This is a genomic window from Shewanella sp. SM74, from assembly GCF_025653725.1.
Lineage (GTDB): Bacteria > Pseudomonadota > Gammaproteobacteria > Enterobacterales > Shewanellaceae > Shewanella > Shewanella oncorhynchi.
Genome location: NZ_JAKKRZ010000015.1, coordinates 15,444 through 35,450 on the forward strand (window position 1 = coordinate 15,444; position 20,007 = coordinate 35,450).

A 20,007-nucleotide genomic window follows, 5' to 3' on the forward strand; every position below is an offset into this window, starting at 1 on the left:
GTATTTGTTGCGCGTAGAAATACCCGATGCAGCTCAAGATTCCTATAGCGTGACCAAAATCACATTTAGGTCAATTATTTCACATTTTGTAAACTAATCATTACGTTTATAACCTAGTTACCGCTTATCAATATCTCGGTAAGCAATATGCCTGAAAAGTCGGCAACTAAGTGGAACGATACTGTTACATTGACAGTGTCAACCCAACGAGACTCTGGCTAACGGCGCTTGGCTATCTTGTATTCACGCAGTTTATTAGCAATAGCTGTGTGTGATACACCTAGCTTTTTCGCCAACTGGCGAGTGCTCGGATAGGCCGGATATAATCGACGCAACAGACTCGCTTCAAACTGCTTCATTGCATCGTCGAGATTGCCTTCAAACTCATTATCAAAGTAACCAAAACCTTCGGCGTATGACGGCAATTTCAGCTGTTCTACCGTCAACTCGGCCGACCCATCCCACATAGACACGGCTCTAAATACCGCGTTCTTTAATTGGCGTACGTTACCTGGCCAAGCGTAGGTGAGCAAATGATCGCGGCACTGGGCCGAAATCCGTCGCACTGGGCTAGACAACTGTTGACTGTAATGTTCGAGGAACATTTCCGTCAGTGGAATGATATCGACTTTACGCTCGCGTAAAGACGGGATGTGATAACTCAACACATGGATGCGATAGTACAAATCTTCCCTAAACTCACCGGTTTGGCATAGTTCAGCTAAATTTTTCTGGGTCGAGCAGATAATTCGCACATCAGCACGTACTTCTTCATCGCCCCCTATGCGTCTAAAAGTGCCATCTTGCAATAGCCGTAGCAGCTTAACTTGAGCCGCCCTAGACATTTCCGCCACTTCATCGAGAAATACTGTGCCCCCCTTAGCTTCTTCAAAAAAGCCTCGTTTGACGACTTTGCCCTGACTGACGTAACCGAATAATTCTTCTTCGGCAGCGCTGTCGGGTAGAGCGGCGCAGTTGATGGCGATAAAAGGTTTTTCACGGCGCATCCCCGCATCATGGCTAGCTCTGGCCATTAATTCTTTGCCAGTACCCGTTTCACCCGTGATCAACAAAGGTGCATCGAGCTGGGCCATACGCCGCGCTTGCTTAAGCACTTCCTTCATCTTGTCACTGCTGGCTAATACATTTTCAAAGCCAGTGGTTTGGTTCTGCAGCGCGTTAAACTGTTTTCCAACGCGCGCAGGGGATTTCAGCGACACCACAGCACCAACCAAGATGGTTTTTTCATCCTCATCGGGTAGGTAAATCGGCAGCATTTCGGCAAGATACTCATTCGGACCAATTTGCACCCGCGCCGCTTGGGCCAATACTTGGCTTTCACTCAGCCAACGGCTGAAGTTAAAACCTTGTACCCAATGGTTTAACGACTCTTCGAGCACTTCGTGCTCACCCATGCCGATATTGAGCAAGGCGGACTCATTAACGATACGGATACGTGCCTTGGCATCGATAGAAAAAACGGAGTCGGGTAAGGTTTTGAGCAGGGTTTTAAGGGCGTAATGTTCTTGCTCTGAGGGCATAAATGACACCGTACGCACATCGTGCACGCTTTCCACTTTGCGGATCTGCGGCATCAAGGCACTCAAGGTTTCAAAACTAATTTCGGCAAATTGTAAGTACAGGAATCCTTGGTTACTGGCATCAATGGCAATTAAATTAATGCCATAACGCTCTAACACGACTAAGATATCTTTGGCTAAACCAACACGATCCTGACAGCTGACTTCCAAGCGCATAATGACTGATATTCCCTTTTTTGATTTGAATTTTGGGGATAAACCGTGCAGAGCTATTTTTCGCCTTAGGCTTTACAACAAAAATAACGCTTGCTAGGCAAATCGTTACCTTTGACGAAAACGTCAGCGATGAGGGGAAATAGCAGAGCCCGTATACGTTAGAAGGTTAAACTGAAAGTGGCAAGCCTAGTTTACAGTTGAATTGTAACAGGAAGAAAAAATCAGCATCATAAAACACATTAAGATGCTGATTAAATTGATTAAATAATTAACCTAGTAACTGGTCTGTCTTGGCGGCCATGATGAAGTCATTCTTATGTAGCCCCTTAATGGAGTGCGACCACCAAGTGACAGTCACTTTACCCCATTCAGTGAAAATGCCGGGATGATGGAATTCTTCTTCCGCTAAATCCGCCAGCTTATTCGTGAATGCCATCGCCAGTTTAAAGTTTTTAAACTTGTAGACGCGCTCAAGCTGCATTACGCCGTCACGCACTTGCACGCCCCAGTCAGGGATCATACGAATAAGTTCTGCCAACTCTTCATCGGTCACTTTTGGTGCATCGGCTTGGCACGCTTCACATTTCATATTCGATAACGCAGTCATACATACTCCTGTTGGCAACATTAATAGGGATATTCAGTTGCACTTTACTCATTACTTATTAATTACTTAAATCACATGACTAAATTAGATGGCGACTCAAATAAAACATCAAACCATCCATCGAATCGAGACTAGCTCGCCTTGGCTTTGGGAGGATATTTAGGAGCAAATAAACCTAACTGACGTGCCTTAGTGACATAACTCATGATGTCCATTTTGGCAATTTCATCAAGCATATCAATGTGCTCAATCACATAATAAATCGGCTGCATAATGTCGATGCGATATGGGGTTCGTAGCACATTCAATAAATCAAAGGGTTGACGTTCTGGCACATCACTTTCCATTGCATATAAAGTTTCACCAGGTGAGCTTAAAATACCGCCACCATAGATACACAAGGGGCCATCTTTAGGCTGTAGCAAGCCAAACTCAACCGTAAACCAGTATAAACGCGCTAAAAACACCCTTTCTTCTTTGCTGGCATTTAAACCTAATTGGCCATACATATGTGAAAAATTGGCAAATGAAGGGTTGGTGAGCAAAGGGCAGTGACCAAAAATTTCATGAAAAATATCAGGCTCTTGAAGGTAATCAAACTCTTCCTTACGGCGAATGAATGTCGCCACAGGAAACTCTTTATTGGCCAGTAGTTCAAAGAAACGGCCGAAGGAAATAAGCGCAGGTACGGCTGCCGTTTTCCAGCCGGTGGTAGCTTGCAATACAGTATCAATTTCAGTAAGTTGCGGAATACGATTCTTTGGCAAAGCCAAGGCATCTAGCCCTTGCAAATACTCCTTACAGGCACGGCCAGGCAGGTTTATCGCTTGACGGGCATAAAGCTGGCTCCAAATCTCATGTTCTTCTTGCGGGTAGTTGATAAACCCTGTGTCATCAGCTCTGTGAGCGATGTACTCTGTTCCTTTCGTCATAGTCTTCACTTAGTGGCTAGCGCTCATGGAACCATAGTGATCTAAGCCTTTAAATTTGTTAACTCCCTCACACTTTATTCTTGCACCACTACTGTGACGTAAACGTAAAGCAAATATTACAAGGGTATTAAAAACGCCATGCAATTGCACATCACCCATGCTGGATGAGATGCTCTGTGCTACCTTTGCTAAAACTTACGTCGACTTCGCTGTAAAAATACTTAAATATCCTAAGTTTTCAGCGTTTCTAAATAGCTTTTCTGTGCAGGTCATTTACAATATTGGCCATTAACCGCATCTCCTTGACCTAAAAGGTTCGCAATGAAACAACATCAAATTCGTAAAGCCGTTATTCCTGTCGCAGGCCTAGGCACTCGTATGCTTCCAGCGACCAAAGCAATTCCAAAGGAAATGTTACCAGTTGTTGATAAGCCATTGATTCAATATGTAGTCAGTGAAGCTATCGCGGCTGGGATCAAAGAAATTGTACTCGTGACCCACGCAAGTAAAAACTCTATCGAAAACCATTTCGATACCAGTTTTGAATTAGAAGCCCAATTAGAACGCCGCGTTAAACGTCAGTTACTTGAAGCAGTACAATCCATTTGTCCTAAAGATGTAACAGTGATCAGCGTGCGCCAATCTCAAGCTAAAGGCTTAGGTCATGCGATTTTGTGTGCTAAATCTGTCGTCGGCGATGCACCATTTGCCGTATTGCTACCGGATGTGATCATAGATGAAGCCAGCTGTGATCTTCGTAGCGATAACTTAGCCGCTATGGTTGCCCTGTTTGATGAAACCCAAGTTGGTCAAATCATGGTGGAAGGCGTGCCACATAACGTCGTCAACCAATACGGTATTGCCGATGTGAATGGTCATGATTTACAACCGGGTGAATCTGAGCCATTAGTCGAACTAGTTGAAAAACCCTCTGTAGATGAAGCTCCTTCTAATTTAGCCGTTGTAGGCCGTTATGTGTTACCTGCCAGCATTTGGCCACTACTGGCTAAAACCCCTGCGGGCGCAGGCGATGAAATTCAATTAACTGATGCGATTGCGATGTTAATGAAGCAAGAAACCGTAAATGCTTACTACATGGAAGGTAAGAGCCATGACTGTGGTAACAAGCAAGGTTATATGCGTGCTAACGTTGAATATGCCCTGCGCCACAGCGAAATCGGTGAAGATTTTGCGCACTATTTAAAAACCGTTGTAAAAGGAATTAAGTAATGACGATTTTAGTGACCGGTGGTGCTGGCTATATTGGCACCCACACAGTAGTAGAACTGCTCAATGCTGGTAATGATTTGATTGTATTGGACAACTTGTCTAATTCAAGCATAGAAGCCTTAAACCGAGTCGAGCGGATCACTGGTAAATCGGTTACTTTCTATCAAGGCGATATTCTCAATAAAGCGTTATTGCAGAAAGTGTTTAACGATCATGCTATTAATTCAGTTATCCACTTTGCAGGATTAAAAGCGGTGGGAGAATCCGTCGCAAAACCCCTGAAGTATTATGAGAATAACGTTACGGGTACGCTTATCCTTTGCCAAGTCATGGCAGAATTTAAGGTAAAAAATCTCGTGTTCAGCTCATCGGCAACAGTGTATGGCGATCCCGCAAGTTTACCGATCACCGAAGACTTTCCCACAGGGGCAACAAACCCTTATGGTCAGTCTAAGTTGATGGTTGAACATATACTGGCAGATGTACACAATGCCGATCCGAGCTGGAATATCGCCCGTCTGCGCTATTTTAATCCGGTTGGCGCCCATGCCAGTGGTTTAATCGGCGAAGATCCTAACGATATCCCTAACAACTTGATGCCCTTTATTGCGCAGGTTGCCGTGGGTAAACGCACCGCCTTGAGCGTGTTTGGTAATGATTATCCGACTCACGACGGTACCGGCGTGCGTGACTATATCCATGTCGTGGATTTAGCCAATGGCCATTTAAAAGCGCTTGCAAAATTGGCCACTAAACCTGGTCTAGTGACCTATAACTTAGGCACAGGCCAAGGATATAGTGTATTAGACATGGTTAAGGCCTTTGAAAAAGCCTGTGGTAACACCATTGCCTACCAAATTGCGCCACGTCGCCCAGGGGATATTGCCGCCTGCTACGCCGATCCAACCCACGCAAGGGAAGATCTTGGCTGGCAAGCGACTCATACCCTAGAAGATATGGCCAACAGTAGCTGGCATTGGCAATCAACCAATCCCAATGGTTATAACGGCTAATAACTTGAATGGCTTGTGGAAATCTCCCAAGCCATTTTTCTTTATCCCTCTAAATACCGTCGCTTTACATCATTAACCACCCGAGGAGCAACATGACTCAAAGTATTAATCACAGCCGTCGCAGCCTCTTTCGCCGGCGTAAAGATAATGCGATAAGGCCGCCTTGGGTACGTGATGATATCGAGTTCACCGATGTGTGTACCCGTTGTTCCGCCTGTCTTGAGGTTTGTGAAACTCACATTATCATCAAAGGTGATGGCGGATTTCCTGAAGTCTCCTTTAAGGACAATGAGTGCACATTTTGTACCCTGTGTGCTAAGGCTTGCCCTGAAAATATTTTCGATTTGACTCAAGCACCTTGGCAATACCAAGCCCATGTTCAAGAAAGCTGCTTAACCTTTCAAGGGATCTGGTGCCAAAGTTGTAAGGATGCCTGCGAACCAAGAGCCATCAGCTTTGTGCTCAGTATTGGTCAGGCTCCGAGCCCCAAAATAGACCTTGATCTTTGTACTGGATGCGGTGCCTGCGTAGCTCCTTGCCCTAGCAAAGCCATTGAGATAAAACGACCAACTTGATAGAAACACTGTAATTGCATTAACACATGCCGAGCTGTGCTTCTCCTGGATTTTAAGCTAGTATCGCGCCTCTGTTGAACTCAGTTAATCCCTTCTCGAATTAAGTTAATTTATGATGATGTTTGTAAAAAAACTGTTTTTCCCGCCTAAAAAAAGTGCCTCTTTTAGCTTTATTGCTCGAGGCACTAAACTCACGGGAAATATCGAATTAACAGGCGACGTGCTTGTTGGCGGTGATATCCAAGGTCAGCTGCTTTCTGAGGCCAATATCACCATAGAACAAGGCGGTATAATTCAAGGTGAAGTAAAGTGCCATGAATTTATCGTCGATGGGCACTTCAAAGGCAGACTCATTTGTGAGCGTTTAGTGATCCAACGTAATGGTGTTGTCGACGGCGAAGTGGCAAGTACCTCAATGCAAATCCTTGAGGGTGGCCAATTTATCGGGATGCGGATTAAAGAAGATGCACCAACCATTTATTCCCATACAATAGGCCATACACCAACAGCAGATCCACTCAACTTACCGTCCGTGCAAAACGACGTCATAGAATCTCGCTAATCCTAAATGCATCACTATCGTTTGCTCGCCGCCTTAGGTGAGCAGACTTTGACTCACTCTTTTAGCTCAATCATTCCTTTCCGCCTGATGTTAAACATAGCGCCTACTCATCTAACTCTCCCCAACTCTCCCCTTTACAATGGTTAAATAATTGTTATTTTGCCGAGAGGGATCACAGTTAATCCGCATGCTGAATGTTAATCTTGGCAGTTAGTATCCATGATATTTGATCGCGGTGGTTCGGGTAATCGCAAGGACACAGAACTCCCCTAATAGCGCCGCAAAAACATTTAAGACTCATACAGGGCAAAATACAAAATGAGCAACTTATTACTAAAACAGATCTGTGAACTCGATGTTTTTACCTTGCTTGTATTTAAAAGTATTTTCGACACTGGACACGCAAATAGCGCGGCCAAAGCGCTAGATGTTTCTGCCCCCAAAATAAGCCGCTGCCTCAATGCATTACGCCTAACCTTTAATGATGAACTATTTTATCGTCGTCAACAGGGGCTTAAACCGACGCCTTTAGCAGAAAGTCTCTATGTTGCTATTTGCCAGTTTACTGAATCGGTTTATCACCTCGAACAATCTGCAATCCAGATACAAAATGCGGCCATCAATACCGACTTACCGCTACATATCGCTGCTTGTAATGGCCTACTAAGCTTTTTAGCGCCTCAGTTAAGCACTCCTGAACTTGCCCAAAAGCTAGGACAAATACGCTTACATAAATGGCAGGAAAATAGCGCTGAGTTGATCCACGCAGGTGCGCTTGATTTTGGGATTACGTTCGAAAGTGCTGAAAATAAAGAATTAAGTTACACCAAACTTGGCTCAATCAATGGCATTTATATCGTTGCAGCCAAGCAACACCCACTTTGGGACGTTGAGACAAATATTACCTTAGAGCAAATTTGTCGCCATCCGTTTCTATTTCAAGAACTCAAGGGCTTTAACAGTAAAATCGATCCCTTAGAATTATTTTGCCAGCGCCAAGGTATCTTACTGCCTACCGTAGAGAAAGTGATAGACAGGGAGGAATGGTATGCCCATCTATTAACCATGAAGAGTGTGGCTTTTTGTTCTAGCATTGATATGCATACAGTTAAACATATGCCCGGATTACATCTCGAGCGCCTTAGCGACACAGAGCTTAATAGACTCCACGAAACTATGATGGCGCCACATTATTATCTGATTGAGAAACCTGCAGTTCATCGGCGTTACAGCCAAAGCCAGTGTGATCTCGTCGTGCGCTCCTTACTTGCCGCACTCGAACCAGCACACTAATACAAAAATAGATTACACACTAAGTTCGTCAACCTAGCTTACGTCATGGATGTTAAGTGGGTTAAGTGGGTTTACTGGGCTATACTTCTATTTATCCAAGGCACAATTCAATCACTTGAAAATGCCATATCGTCCCCCTATCCTCGCTCTCTTATCCCATTGCTTTTGTGCTCAAAACCTTAAGATAACGACTTAAGATTCAGGCTCTCTTAACATCGTTCATTTTGCTTAACCGAAAATGAATTCATCATTTCGGCCTAAGTTTAAAGATTGAAATTGTGATGCACATCATAGGTTAGCAGCTTAATTTCACTATTTAAAATATCAAAATGCAAAGTTTAGAATTACCATTCACAGGTGTTAAATCATCGTTCACATATCAGATACAAATTTGCAAATACCACTTTATAAGTAGATGAATCCTCCTATATTAGAGGCACTGCACACGCAGTCTTATAGATAGAAAAAGGGACGCGATGATGAAAAACTACAATAAATCTCTACTGGCACTGGCTCTCGTCAGTACCTTAAGTCTTACCGCCTGCGGGGACGGAAGCGATGGTCAAGATGGGGCACCTGGCACACCAGGTACACCAGGTACTCCCGGAACACCAGGTACACCCGGAGCCCCTGCGGGTTCCTTCGCAACGACAGCTCAATCCATTACAGATCTGGCATTCACGTTAAGTCCTGCTGACATTAAAGTAACCAGCAGTGAAGGCTTCAGTGTTAAATTTACTGTTACGGGTAAAAATGCAGGCAAAGTAGTCCCTTTCAAAGGACTGGATAAAATTGCAATTTATTCTTTAACAGCAAATGAAAACACCTCAGGTACTGGCGCACCGATTGAGTGGCAAAATAATGCCACGGCAAATGCCGCTGGCACTTCGTTAACTTGTACTCTAAACGGCCTGAACGGAACTAAAAACGCTTGTACTTTAACCGAAGATACAGCGACGCCAGGCACTTACACAGCAACTTGGACTTATGGTGGCGCAGCGCCAATCATTAATCCAAATGATAATCCAAACGCAGTACACAGAGTCTTTTTACGTGCTTACAACATCGCCGATAGTACAGGTGTCGTCCTATCTGACAAGATTTTGTCTGTACCCGTTGATTTTATCCCTGCAACAGATGAATTAGGTGTATCGGGTAAAGACACAGTATCTAGTGCGGCATGTAAAAACTGTCACGGTGAAGTAGACGGCCATATCGCGAAGATTGAAGCCCACCATAACTACCAAGATGTTAAAAACTGCGTAACTTGTCATAACCCTGATCTCGTTCCAAGTGACGCACAACTGGCCGAAGGTTGGGTATTTGATTTTGCTCCCATGATCCATAGGATCCACGCAGGTCATCACATCAGTGACAGCTTAAGTGGCGAAGCAAAAGAATATTTCGGTGAAGTTGGTTTCCCATCTGATTTGAAAGAATGTAAATCTTGTCATGATGGTGCACCAAGTTATAACACCAATATTTATGCACAAGCTTGTGTGGGTTGTCATATCAATGTGAACTTCACCACTGGCGAAAACCATTCAGAATTTGGTTTAGCCCAAGCTGATGATACTCAATGTAAATCTTGCCATGGCAGCGGTAGCTTAACACCTGAAGCTGTACACAGTGTCGGTAAACGCGCTGAGTATGCAAGCCTATTCAAAGTTGACTTTACCAGTGCTGCAGTAGTGACTTCAGCAGCACCTGGAATGAAAACATTGACATTAAAAGCCAATGTGACCATGAATGGCGCTGCAATTCCTAACGGAACCGATTTAAAAGTGTATAACGCGACAACTAACCCTACTGGTATGTTTGTGGCTAACGGCTTATTACTGGGTAACGTAACCACTGATGGTACTGTTTATGCTTGGAGAGATGTCAAACCAACAGCAATCGCTCTTAAGCTTGAAAATGGTACGCTGGTCGATGGTGTATTAACCTTCGTAAAAGATATTCCCGATGCCCAAGCTGTAGGTACTATCTACGTCAGTTCAGAAGCCAACGTCTGTATCAAAGCAGGTAAAGTGAGTAGCTGTAATGCCACAGGACTTGAATTTGGCCCAACAAATCCAATTGGTAACACTGCTCCTGTTAAATTCTATAGCTTAGATGCTTCTGCAGTAGTTAAAGCTCGAATGACAGATCCTGCTCGAATTACCGTAGAAGAAGCAAAATGTAACGCCTGTCACGGCACCTTAGATTATATCAAGGGCACCAGACACGGAACTTACACTTTTGATCAATGTATGAACTGTCACAACGATACAACAGGTGCATCAGGCCATAAAACAGTGGTTTCTAAAGGTGAAGACGGTAGCAAAGTCATTAATCCAGAAGTCACTTTCAATAACAAAGACCTATTCACCGTCGCCCACCGCTTCCACAGTGGTAACTTTGATGTTATCGCAGGGATCTTCCGCGATGCCAATGGTGAATTAGTCGGTTATCCATCACCAGAAACTGCATGTTCTGCATGTCACAAAGATGATGCAAAACTGTTTGCGACTGACGGTGGTTTAGCCTCTGAGAAACGTTCAATCAAAGTGGGTAGCAACTACATTAGCCCAGTAGCTGAATCATGCCGTAGCTGTCACGCTCACTCTGATGCAGCGGCTGTCGCTCACTTTAGAAGCAACGGTGCTGTGGTTGAAGCTGACGCAATGACAGATCCTAACTTACCAGTAGAATCTTGCGCAACTTGTCATGCTGAAGGTAAAACCTACGGTGTAGATAAGGTACACGCAGAGGTAGCACACTAGTACCTTTGGGTTGCCCCTGCACAACCCAAACTTTATCTCTGCAACTCATTGGGGACCTAGGGTCCCCTTTTTTATTGCTGATGATCTTCAATTGAGATTGTAGATTTAATCAGCTGAGCGGCTACATTGTGCAATACGTTGTCTAAGTAACTTAATAAAGTCCTTAGGTTCCCTATCTAAACTGTCATGGGGAATATACAAGTGATACCCTAAACGCGTATCTAACATCACGCAGCGATGCCCAAACATAGCCAATACGCCACGATAACGATCCCCTTCTATCACTAAAGGGCCAAACTCAGCGCCGAGATAAGTTTCTAAAGTCGCTAAGTCTGCATCTTGAGAGGCAGCCGTCACCAGCAAAGGTCGCTGTTCAGTTAATAATCCTGTTGCTAGACGCAGGGATATATTATCGAGAATGGGATTTAAATGTTTCAGTTTAATGCCTAAATAAGATAACTCTATAGTATCTAAACCATTAGTCACCCGCGGAATATCGACCCGCTGAATATTATCCCAATCGATAGCCACTTTGCCGCGGCGATGAAAATAGGTCAGCCCCTTGTCATCTAGTGCTAGAGTCGTTTCCGGCTCATACACCTTGGCTAAACCGAGAATGAGTGAAATAGCGCCCAAACTAAAAAACATCAAACCGACAGCAAACAAGGCCGGCCACGTCAGAAACAGTCCCAAACCCAGCACCAGACTTAAGCCTCCCAGCCAAGTTAAGGTTAACCCATTTCGTTTCGATAAAGGACGCACAGATACTATTTCTGACTCAATTGTCATTGTTCATATTCCTGTTAAAACTCACTATCTTTAGACTGAACTCGGCAAACTACACCTTTAACTTACGGCCTTTATCCATAACCACAAACGGCCAATGTATTCGTGAATCGCCCGTTGAGAAGCCACTAAATTATCGGCGGTTAACCGCCACCAAAAATCATCTCGGCCAATAAAATCCGTTGGGGCAGCATCTGGGTGTAAGCCTTTAGCGGCGAAAATAGCCATCGCTCTTGGCATATGAGTGGCCGATGTGACTAAGCGAAAGGGCTCCTCCCCTAACTCCCACTTTAAGTATTGCGCTTCTTCTATCGTATCGCGCGCCAGTGGAAATTGAATAATTCGGCTTTTATCAATACCTAGCTCTACCGCGGCTTTAGCCATCATTTCAGCATGGGAAAATTGAGTGAGTTCACCACCCCAGCCGCTGACGATCAACATACACTCTTGACCCAACTTAAGTTGCCGAATTCCTTCAGTTAACCTTGTAAGGGCGACGTCCGATAAGGATTGCACCGCCGTCGCTCCCGCTATATCAGCATGCCCTGAACCTAATACCATCACAAAACAAGCGCCTGCGATGGGCGTGGAATTAATCGGGTAAGCTGATTCTAACGGCCGCACTAAGGTATTCACACTCAGTTGACTGCTTAAAAACAGTAAGAGAAAAAAAGCGCAGGATACTAAGTATTTCGCCATACTGCGACGGCGCCATACTAGAAAAGAAATCAGTAATAACAATAGGATAAAGGGAATCGGCATCATCCCCTGTGAAACAACTTTCTTAACCCAAAACATGATGTCCATGCCAAGCAATCCAAAGGAGCGCAATCATAGCATCAAAATACGGGGGGAATACATCGCACATAAAGCTAGCCCAGCGTTTTACTGGGCTATTGTTTACAAGACTCTGATATCACTAGACGTTGATTTCATAGCGTAATGAGTTCACTGGTGGAGTTTATATCCTCAATAATGGATCACTTTTCCCACAACCAAGCGGCACCGCGCACTCCCGATGAACAACCGTATAGATTCTGCACCACAGGCGTATGACACTCACGTCCCACCACATAATGGGCCAGCAATGCCGGTAATCTTGGGTAAATCGCCGCGACATTCGACATTCCGCCGCCCAACACTATGGCATCGGGATCGAGCATATTGATTACATGGGCGAGTGAACGTGCGAGTCTATCCATATAACGATCAAACGCAGCAACCGCAATGGCGTCACCTCCATCGACTAACAACATAATATCGGCACCTGATTTGGCAGCAGCGCGCACTGTACCCGCTGCCGTCAAAGCCGCATTATAATCACGCACAAAGCCAGTGCCAGAGATAAAGGTTTCGATACAATCGGGATTGCCACAGAAGCAACGGGTGGTATTGAACTCTTCCTTGGTCATCCAAGGCAAAGGATTATGACCCCATTCACCGCCGATACCATTACCACCACCGTGAACTTTGCCGTTAATTGCCACACCCGCGCCACAACCAGTACCAATAATCACGCCAAACACCACAGAAGCGCCAGCGGCTGCCCCATCGACCGCCTCTGATACCGCAAAACAGTTTGCATCATTGGCAACCCGCACTTCACGCTGCAACAATTCCCCTAAATGTACATCGAGGGGCTGACCATTGATCCACGTCGAGTTAGCATTTTTGACTAAACCTGAATAGGGCGATACCACACCTGGAATACCCACGCCGACAGTGCCTTTCTCGCCAAGAGTCGCTTCCGCTTCCTTAACTAAATCAACCACCGCAGCAAGCGTGCCCTGATAGTCACGTGGCGTCGTCACACGTTTGCGAAATAGCTCATTGCCCTCATCACTCAGTGCGACTAATTCTATTTTTGTTCCGCCTAAATCGACGCCTATGCGCATCATGAATTACTACTCCAGTGTTTAGCTTGCCCTTTCATCAAGTGAGATTGATGAAAGGCAATCGTTATTTTACCCAGCCAGGAGCTGTGGCAATAAAGTAAGGGTTTAAAATGTCAGGTTTTTGATTATAAGTTAATGGTTCACCTGAGTCATAACAGACAACTGTGCCGCCTGCACTTTCGAGCACAGCTTGCGCCGCCGCAGTATCCCATTCGCTGGTTGGGCCAAGTCTGGGGTACAGATCCGCACTGCCTTCTGCCAACATACAAAACTTAAGCGAACTCCCTACGCTTAAGATGTCATGCTCACCAAACTGTTGTAAATATTGCGCTAAACCAGGGCTCAAGTGCGAGCGACTGCCGACAATCATCGGTATTTCGCGTGGCGTGTTGGCGCCCAATAAGGGGCTATCTTGACCCGCTTGTTGGCGCCATGCACCTAAATGTTTAGCGCCGTAATAATAGGTATCGAGCACTGGCGCATATACTACACCTGCGATAGCAACCCCTTGATGGATAAGCGCAATGTTGACGGTAAACTCGCCATTGCGCTTAATAAATTCCTTAGTGCCATCTAAAGGATCAATCAACCAATAGGTTTGCCATTGACGACGCACGTCCCACGCGATATCCGCCGCTTCCTCAGACATAATAGGAATACCGACAAACTGCTTTGCCAATGCCGCCACTATCACGTGGTGCGCGGCTAAATCGGCGGCCGTCACAGGGCTATCGTCCCCCTTATGGCTCACCGAAAAGTCATCTTGACCATAAACCGTCATAATGGCATCGCCTGCGGCTTTGGCAATCACGACCACTTGCTGTAGATCTTGTTTGGTCAATGTCTGCGCTATTGTCGTCTTGTCTGTCACTGAAACTTCCTTAATGCGTTAAATATCTTGGCATTATGCCATTGTCATCCAAGGGGAATTTAGAACAAATTCATCATACATCAAGCAAAATAGACTAAGACTCGCGGCTTAAACCGCGGCGCGCAAAACCACAGATACACAAAGTGATTATGATACTAAGGCAAGCCATTAGCGCTGAGAAGAGGCTTAAGTCCAGCTGCATTCGTATTCACAGCCTATGTTTTCATATTGATAGTCTAAAGCCGTCGCTTAAATCTGATTATTGGCGGGCTTATTGTTTTCGACAGCGTTAATCACTCAGACGACGTAAACACTTAACGCCTGATTAAAGCAGCCTAAAGCAAAATGTGAGTCACGCTCATTATCGTCAAGATAACCGCCGCAACATGCAATTCAGTTGCTGACGCCAATCTTGCCACTCGATCTGTTCAGGCATCGACAGTGCATTATTCGTAGCCAAAGTAGAGCGTAATTTACCACTATTCAACACGCTATAACTCGGTCTTTTTGCCAAACTCACGCCGCGATTTAATGCTTGTTTAGCATAGTGAGCGCTGGTAATCGGCTGGATAACCACAGGTTGACTTAACAGATTGAGCGCTAGGGCTTGTCGCTGGATTTCACAGGCAAATTCATACCAACTGCATTGGCCTTGAGCGCTGTAATGAAATACGCCCGAGCACTGTTGCATGACTAATTGCCAAATCACCTTAGCGAGTGCATCACTCCACGTCGGACAGCCGATTTGATCGACTATCACCTGCAATCTTGGTTGAGTGCGCATCAAGTTCAGCATGGTTTGGACAAAATTATGCCCATCTTGACCGTAGAGCCATGAGGTACGCACAATCGTTGCATCCTCGCCCAGAACAGCCAATAACTTCTGCTCGCCGAGCAACTTACTCGTACCGTAAGCAGACAACGGCTCGGGAGCATCAAGTTCAACAAATGGCCTTGGTAAATGAACTTGGTTTGGGTTTGGGTTTAAAGCTGAGTCTGGATTTTGATACTGCTCAGCGCCAGTTTCTCTAACATCACGAACAGCATGACCACCAAACACATAATCGCTCGACACATGCAGTAAGCGGGCGCCCGACAGCCAACATTGCTGCGCCAGTAACTCAGGGCCGAGTGCATTCACGCGATTCGCTTCGATTGCATCATGCTCAGCTGCGTCGACCGCATTATAGGCCGCACAATTGATCACCCAGCTTGGTCGATATTGATCAAATACGGCGGCAATATTGGCGGCATCCGTAATGTCTAACTGACTACGACTTAGCGCATAAAGCTTAAGTGGTACGACTGAGTTTGCACTTGTACTTGTGCTGGTATTTGGGGCTAGCTCACCAATATCGGCAGCGACTCTCAGCAAGGCCTGAGCGAGCTGACTCTTCGCACCAGTGATTAACACCACTTGAGGAGTGTTAGCGTCTGTGGCACTAGCCACCCCGCATTGAAATGGCGTCACTTTAGTTGCCACTATTTTCATCACTAATCAACAGCATGGCTCATCGTCACTGAATAAGGGGATCAAATCAGCAACGGTTTCATGGCCACGGGCGGCTAAAAAGGCTAAGAGTGCTGAAGGACTACGATTGAGTAATCGTGATGGCGGATAAGCCACTTCATCGATAATCGCTTGCGCCCGCGCAAAACCGCCTAAGCTAAAAGCCACATGGGAATCAGAGCCCATAACTAAAATCGTGCCAAATTCCTTGGCCGCTTTGGCAATCGCAGTGCAATTAGCTTCGCTGCCCTTACGGGACACTTCAAAGGAGGAATTGTTAATTTCGAGCGCCACACCGTATTCGGCAGCGGCGCGGGCAACAGCTTCAATATCAATTGGATAGGCTGGATTACCTGGATGAGTAATGATATCAACCTTGCCGCTCTTAATCGCATTAATCATGGCCTCTGTGTGAGTTGCTTTATCTGACGGAGGATAGACGGGCTCATGAAATCCTGCGAGCACAATATCGAGCTGCTTTAAATAATCACCAAAGAAATCAATCTCGCCGTTGATATTTTTGATATTAGCTTCGATACCCCGCAAAATCCCGACGCCATCAACCATACGTGGCAAAACTCTTAAATTCACAAAGTGCCAAAAATGCGGCGCATCGGCCATCGCAGGCCCATGATCTGTGGTGGCAAATAGGCGAATCCCCTTCTGCTTTGCCACCGCTAAGTAGTCATGAATCGTGCTATAAGCATGGCTCGAAGCCACAGTATGGGTATGAGTGTCGACTTGGTACTGCATGGTTCACCTCAGTCAAATGATTCAATCAATTTAGAAAAACTGGCCACGATTTAGCTAAAGAGCGATAACAGTTCATCGGCGCTTCCTTGCCATGTGCCCTTGCCTTTACCTTCGAGAATACTGTCCGCCAAACTTTGCTTATGCTGCTGCATTTCTTGGATTTTTTCTTCTACTGTACCTTCTGCAATCAGCTTATAGACAAAAACGGGCTTATCTTGGCCGATACGATGGGCTCTATCCGTAGCCTGTTTTTCCGCCGCAGGATTCCACCAGGGATCATAGTGGATCACAGTATCCGCCGCGGTGAGATTGAGCCCAGTGCCGCCCGCTTTTAAGCTGATTAAGAACACAGGCGTATCGCCCTCTTGGAACTTATCTATCTGCGCTTGGCGCAGGCGAGTTTGTCCTGTGAGCTTACTGTAATCGAGCCCCAAGTCCACCAGCTCAGCTTCAATCAAGCTGAGCATGCTAGTGAACTGGCTGAAGATCAATATCTTACGCCCCTCTTGCACCATTTCTGGTAAGTTCTGCTTCAGCCAGTCTAACTTAGCATTATTCTTCACTTTCTGCGCTTGCTCTAACTTCACCAAGCGCGGATCGCAGCAGGCTTGGCGCAACTTAAGTAAGGCATCGAGAAACTCGATATGACTGCTACCAACGCCTTGAGTGGCAAATAAATCCCGCAGTTTTTTCTCCATCACCAGTCGAATACTCTCGTAGAGATTTCGCTGATCTTTTTCTAACTCTAAACTCTGGTAAATTTCGGTTTTAGGGGGTAATTCACCGACCACTTCATCTTTGGTTCGACGCAACACAAAAGGCGCAATCCGCTGACTCAAGATTTGTGCTTGCTCCATATCGCCATAACGTTCGATTTTGTGCCTAAAGGATTTGTTAAAGAAGGCATTCGTGCCGAGTAGTCCGGGCAAACAAAAATCCATCAAAGACTTAAGTTCACCTAAGTGATTTTCAAGCGGCGTACCCGACAGGCACAATCTAAACGGCGCTTTAAGATCTTTAATCACTTGAGTCACTTTCGCCTGCGCATTTTTTATCTGCTGCGCTTCATCCAGCACGATATGTTCAAACATCTGCCGTTGATAATAGTCACTGTCGCGCACGATCAGCGGATAGGTCGTCACCACAATATCAAACTCATTTAAGCGTTCGAGTAAAGGCTTGCGTAAAGCACCATGAATAACGACTAGCTTTAACGAAGGCGCAAATTTCGCGGCTTCTTTCGCCCAATTACCCACCAAGCTCGTTGGGCAAATAATTAAACTCGGTGAACAACTTGCCACTGTGGATTTTAGTTCTTGCTGCTTAAGTAAAAAAGCCAAGGTTTGAATGGTTTTACCCAGCCCCATATCATCGGCCAAAATACCGCCAAGCTGATATTCCTTTAAGAAACAGAGCCAATTTAAGCCTTGCTGTTGATACTGGCGTAACTCAGCATTTAAGTTGTCTGGGACTGTGACCTCTAACACACCGTTAAAATTTTCGAGCTTAGTCGCTAAACTGCGCACTCGTTCACCATTAAGTAAACGAATATCACTGTCGGCAAAATCATTTAATAAGTGGGCACGGTATTTAGGCAAAGACACGCTGTTGCCTTTGTGGCTATCGAACAGTTCTAAAATAATGCTGATCAGCGGCTTAATCACGCTGGCTTTGACTTTTAACCAATCACCATTTGGGCTGGGTAACAGCAGCTCTGCATCATCGGCGGGCTCACCGTACTGCTTAAGCCAAGTGGCAATTAAGGGCAGCATAGGCACTATTTGACCATCGATGTCAGCATTCAGTGACAGAGAAAACCAACCCTCTTGCGTATCATCCAGCTCAATCGCCAGCGGAGTATCAATGACATTTAAGCTGAAATTGTCGGCAAAATGTACTTGGTAACCTAAAGCCTCTAGCGCCGGGATTTCCTGTTGAATAAAGTGCAACCAAGCATCAATCGTTTCAGGCAGTGAACCTAACCCCCAAATACTGACATAGCTGCCACTGTTAGGGATAAAAGAAGGCGCAAGCTCCACCAGTTCCAATGCCATCAAACGATTAATCGCATCCATTTCCGCATCGAGTTGACGCGCGACTTGATAGGTTTTGCCTTGATGAGTGACTAAGGACAAGGGCTCGTCGGGATACTGACCGCCGAGCACCACATCTTGATAGATAAACTCCAGCAGCACTAATGGCTGCGCCATAGCAAACTCAGGTAAATCCTGCGATGTTAAGGTCAACCTAACTTGAAGCGGCACTTGCAGCTCGACAAAATCAATCAAAGCAGGTGTAGGTACCGTTTTCGCCGAAAAATGCTTAATCAATTTGTGGCTCACCAGTTCAATCTGTGAGCTAGGCACCGGCGGCATCTGGCTGAGTAATAACAGCTTTTCAACACTGATCTCGGTATCCAATGCGCCAACTTTAAAATAATCTAAATCGATATAAGTCGGTGGCTCACAGGGGATCAGCTCCCAATTGTCCTTATTGGGCAGTATTAACTGCATTTGTTTATGCTCGGCATCCTTATCTAGCCAAATGAATTCGGGCTTGCTCGCTTCACCTCGGGTGAGCGGTAAACGACTCTCTTCCCAAAAACACCGCCCAGTGACGAGCATTTTTTCCAGTGCCATGGCACCTAACTGAGCTTTAAGATACAGACGCGAGGCACCATGGCGACGGGTTGACATGATGAGATTGATGATGAGCACGTCTTCTGCGCCAATCCAAGCGGGCATGTAATATTGCACGTCGGATAAAGCGATTTTCGAGCCTTTGTTATAGCCACCATTCTTCGCCAACTTGCCTTTTCTTAGCTCAAGAAAGACACCGTTATCATCTTTAGATAACACGTACAGCACGCGATCGTCGTAGAGTAAATCAACATTTGAAACCGTGAGATCATCACTTTCGTCTAGCAGATGTAACCACTGAGCAATACGTTGATCTTCAACGGTTCTATCACTCAGTAAACTGTAAAGTACGGCAGCAATATGTTTGCAATGCCCAGTGGCGGGACATGAACAGAAGCCATTCATGATCAACTTATGGTTCATGCTGACAAGGCGAATATCCTGCCGATAGGGCTGGGATTCCGTCCCCATGACACGACCTTCAATATGACGAAAATCGGCGTTCGCTTTGGCGCTCAACACCCGTCCCTTCATCACATAATCACGGGCGCGCATTAAGGTTGGCGGCGTGAATAATGACTCAATCGTGGTTCGAGTCAATTGGATAGGATCTTGGGGGGACAAGCGATTCATGTAAAAACCTTGAAACTAAAAACATCAACGCCGAGCAATAGCAAGCCATTGCCGCGCGACATTTATCAATAAGTTGTGTGGGATTGTATTGAAAGCCTTGGCCGAAAGCCAGAATGATAGCCACGATAGACAGTACCACCATGCCCGCAGGATAAAAATAACAAACTTATCCGCAGACATGGAACT

Annotated in this window: 16 protein-coding genes; 6 read left to right on the forward strand and 10 right to left on the reverse strand. The window is 45.6% G+C overall.

The features are described 5' to 3' along the window. Positions 1-218 precede the first annotated feature (218 nt). The 3 genes from tyrR to phhA all read right to left on the reverse strand — a co-directional run bounded on the left by tyrR (position 219) and on the right by phhA (position 3,296). The gene (tyrR, locus tag L5M49_RS15535; RefSeq protein ID WP_028760575.1) at positions 219-1,757 is read right to left on the reverse strand and encodes a transcriptional regulator TyrR; all 1,539 of its coding nucleotides are present in this window, start codon (positions 1,755-1,757) and stop codon (positions 219-221) included. 268 nt (positions 1,758-2,025) lie between these two features. Then, a complete protein-coding gene (locus tag L5M49_RS15540) occupies positions 2,026-2,364 on the reverse strand; it encodes a 4a-hydroxytetrahydrobiopterin dehydratase (protein WP_106650051.1) in 339 nt (112 codons plus the stop codon). A 131-nt stretch (positions 2,365-2,495) separates the two neighbouring features. Further along, positions 2,496-3,296, reverse strand: a complete 801-nt coding sequence (gene phhA, locus L5M49_RS15545) for a phenylalanine 4-monooxygenase (protein ID WP_212600043.1) — start codon at positions 3,294-3,296, stop codon at positions 2,496-2,498. Positions 3,297-3,617: 321 nt separating this feature from the next. Between phhA and galU the strand changes: the two genes are divergently transcribed. From galU to L5M49_RS15575, 6 genes are all read left to right on the forward strand, one after another. Next, entirely contained in the window at positions 3,618-4,526 is a 909-nt protein-coding gene (gene galU / locus L5M49_RS15550) for a UTP--glucose-1-phosphate uridylyltransferase GalU (RefSeq protein WP_168823151.1), read from the forward strand. Then, entirely contained in the window at positions 4,526-5,539 is a 1,014-nt protein-coding gene (gene galE, locus L5M49_RS15555; protein ID WP_263138117.1) for a UDP-glucose 4-epimerase GalE, read from the forward strand. Before galU ends, galE begins: the two co-directional genes overlap by 1 nt. A gap of 92 nt (positions 5,540-5,631) precedes the next feature. Continuing rightward, positions 5,632-6,114: a ferredoxin-type protein NapF gene (napF, locus tag L5M49_RS15560; protein ID WP_263138116.1), complete on the forward strand. Its 483-nt coding sequence runs from the start codon at positions 5,632-5,634 to the stop codon at positions 6,112-6,114. Between the two features lie 112 nt (positions 6,115-6,226). Continuing rightward, a complete protein-coding gene (locus L5M49_RS15565) occupies positions 6,227-6,676 on the forward strand; it encodes a polymer-forming cytoskeletal protein (protein ID WP_263184655.1) in 450 nt (149 codons plus the stop codon). A gap of 318 nt (positions 6,677-6,994) precedes the next feature. Beyond that, positions 6,995-7,969, forward strand: a complete 975-nt coding sequence (locus L5M49_RS15570; protein ID WP_113938944.1) for a LysR family transcriptional regulator — start codon at positions 6,995-6,997, stop codon at positions 7,967-7,969. Between the two features lie 476 nt (positions 7,970-8,445). Then, positions 8,446-10,734, forward strand: a complete 2,289-nt coding sequence (locus L5M49_RS15575; RefSeq protein ID WP_263266375.1) for an OmcA/MtrC family decaheme c-type cytochrome — start codon at positions 8,446-8,448, stop codon at positions 10,732-10,734. 105 nt (positions 10,735-10,839) lie between these two features. On the opposite strand, the gene L5M49_RS15580 is transcribed toward L5M49_RS15575, so the two are convergent. From L5M49_RS15580 to L5M49_RS15610, 7 genes are all read right to left on the reverse strand, one after another. After that, positions 10,840-11,523, reverse strand: a complete 684-nt coding sequence (locus L5M49_RS15580; protein ID WP_168823158.1) for a DUF2982 domain-containing protein — start codon at positions 11,521-11,523, stop codon at positions 10,840-10,842. Between the two features lie 57 nt (positions 11,524-11,580). Next, complete coding sequence (locus L5M49_RS15585; protein ID WP_263266421.1) at positions 11,581-12,282, reverse strand: YdcF family protein; 702 nt, start codon at positions 12,280-12,282, stop codon at positions 11,581-11,583. A gap of 218 nt (positions 12,283-12,500) precedes the next feature. After that, positions 12,501-13,418: a fructokinase gene (mak, locus tag L5M49_RS15590; protein ID WP_263266376.1), complete on the reverse strand. Its 918-nt coding sequence runs from the start codon at positions 13,416-13,418 to the stop codon at positions 12,501-12,503. A gap of 61 nt (positions 13,419-13,479) precedes the next feature. Next, on the reverse strand, positions 13,480-14,286 hold the full coding sequence (gene cysQ, locus L5M49_RS15595) for a 3'(2'),5'-bisphosphate nucleotidase CysQ (RefSeq protein WP_263266377.1): 807 nt from the start codon (positions 14,284-14,286) through the stop codon (positions 13,480-13,482). Positions 14,287-14,653: 367 nt separating this feature from the next. After that, the gene (locus L5M49_RS15600; RefSeq protein ID WP_263175342.1) at positions 14,654-15,778 is read right to left on the reverse strand and encodes an SDR family oxidoreductase; all 1,125 of its coding nucleotides are present in this window, start codon (positions 15,776-15,778) and stop codon (positions 14,654-14,656) included. A 6-nt stretch (positions 15,779-15,784) separates the two neighbouring features. Then, positions 15,785-16,549 carry a phosphatase gene (locus L5M49_RS15605; protein ID WP_263222046.1) on the reverse strand — a complete coding sequence of 255 codons (765 nt, stop codon included), beginning with the start codon at positions 16,547-16,549 and terminating at the stop codon, positions 15,785-15,787. Positions 16,550-16,599: 50 nt separating this feature from the next. After that, entirely contained in the window at positions 16,600-19,821 is a 3,222-nt protein-coding gene (locus L5M49_RS15610; RefSeq protein ID WP_263266378.1) for a DEAD/DEAH box helicase, read from the reverse strand. Positions 19,822-20,007: the final 186 nt, after the last annotated feature.

Bases quoted from the DNA above. Each gene is read 5' to 3' on its own strand.
- L5M49_RS15610 (WP_263266378.1), bottom strand. From the start codon at position 19,821: ATGAATCGCTTGTCCCCCCAAGATCCTATCCAATTGACTCGAACCACG.
- phhA (WP_212600043.1), bottom strand. From the start codon at position 3,296: ATGACGAAAGGAACAGAGTACATCGCTCACAGAGCTGATGACACAGGG.
- L5M49_RS15540 (WP_106650051.1), bottom strand. From the start codon at position 2,364: ATGACTGCGTTATCGAATATGAAATGTGAAGCGTGCCAAGCCGATGCA.
- L5M49_RS15565 (WP_263184655.1), top strand. From the start codon at position 6,227: ATGATGATGTTTGTAAAAAAACTGTTTTTCCCGCCTAAAAAAAGTGCC.
- galE (WP_263138117.1), top strand. From the start codon at position 4,526: ATGACGATTTTAGTGACCGGTGGTGCTGGCTATATTGGCACCCACACA.
- tyrR (WP_028760575.1), bottom strand. From the start codon at position 1,757: ATGCGCTTGGAAGTCAGCTGTCAGGATCGTGTTGGTTTAGCCAAAGAT.
- L5M49_RS15580 (WP_168823158.1), bottom strand. From the start codon at position 11,523: ATGACAATTGAGTCAGAAATAGTATCTGTGCGTCCTTTATCGAAACGA.
- L5M49_RS15600 (WP_263175342.1), bottom strand. From the start codon at position 15,778: ATGAAAATAGTGGCAACTAAAGTGACGCCATTTCAATGCGGGGTGGCT.
- mak (WP_263266376.1), bottom strand. From the start codon at position 13,418: ATGATGCGCATAGGCGTCGATTTAGGCGGAACAAAAATAGAATTAGTC.
- napF (WP_263138116.1), top strand. From the start codon at position 5,632: ATGACTCAAAGTATTAATCACAGCCGTCGCAGCCTCTTTCGCCGGCGT.
- L5M49_RS15585 (WP_263266421.1), bottom strand. From the start codon at position 12,282: ATGCCGATTCCCTTTATCCTATTGTTATTACTGATTTCTTTTCTAGTA.
- L5M49_RS15605 (WP_263222046.1), bottom strand. From the start codon at position 16,549: ATGCAGTACCAAGTCGACACTCATACCCATACTGTGGCTTCGAGCCAT.
- L5M49_RS15570 (WP_113938944.1), top strand. From the start codon at position 6,995: ATGAGCAACTTATTACTAAAACAGATCTGTGAACTCGATGTTTTTACC.
- L5M49_RS15575 (WP_263266375.1), top strand. From the start codon at position 8,446: ATGATGAAAAACTACAATAAATCTCTACTGGCACTGGCTCTCGTCAGT.
- galU (WP_168823151.1), top strand. From the start codon at position 3,618: ATGAAACAACATCAAATTCGTAAAGCCGTTATTCCTGTCGCAGGCCTA.